The organism is Synechococcus sp. R55.7 (genome assembly GCF_047461955.1).
Classification (GTDB): Bacteria; Cyanobacteriota; Cyanobacteriia; order Thermostichales; family Thermostichaceae; genus Thermostichus.
The window spans coordinates 1-729 of record NZ_JANSIC010000461.1; the positions used below are offsets into that span (position 1 = coordinate 1).

1 protein-coding gene is annotated in these 729 nt (G+C 54.5%); it reads left to right on the forward strand.

The window, feature by feature from the left end; all coding sequences use genetic code 11:
- Positions 1–729: RNA-guided endonuclease InsQ/TnpB family protein (locus NW820_RS13125; protein WP_414407738.1), on the forward strand; the 729-nt coding region annotated here is incomplete at its 3' end.

Here is a 729-nt window from a genome sequence, read left to right on the forward strand (position 1 = left end):
ATGAGAACTGCTTACCAGTATCGCTTACGCCCTACTTCTAGCCAAGTTGCTCTGATGGACCAATGGCTAGACTTGTTACGCAAGCAGTACAACTACCGCTTGGCAGAGCGCTTTGCGTGGTGGGAACACAATCGCTGTGACATCAATGCTTGTCCCTTAATCTGTCACTTGCCTGAGCTGAAAGACAAGCCCGATTTCTACTCCCAGAAACGGGACTTGGTGAACACGAAAGCCCTGTTTCCGCAGTACAGAGCAGTCCATTCGCAAGTCCTGCAAAACTGCATAGAGCGAGTGCACAAAGCATTCGACCGGTGGCTGAAGGGGGACGGTAACGGCAAGCGGGCAGGGAAACCCAGATTCAAGGGAGTTGGGCGGTATCGCTCCTTCAGTTTCCCCCCGATGCAACAGGACTGCATTTGCGGGCAGTTTATCCATCTGCCCAAAATCGGTGCTGTTCGGATAATTCAGCACCGTCCTTTGCCTGAGGGCTTTGTGATTAAGGCGGCTACCATCAGCCGCAGGGCAGACGGGTGGTATGTGACCTTGAGCCTGCAAGATTCGTCCGTCCCTGAGTTTACTCCTGAGCCTGCAACGCTGGAGAACACGATGGGGATCGACGTGGGACTGGACTCCTTTTTGGTGACCGATGCGGGGGAGTCTGTTCCAGTTCCCCAGTACTATCGCAAGGCAGAGCTCAGGCTCAAGAGGTTGCAGCGAGCCTTGTCTCGC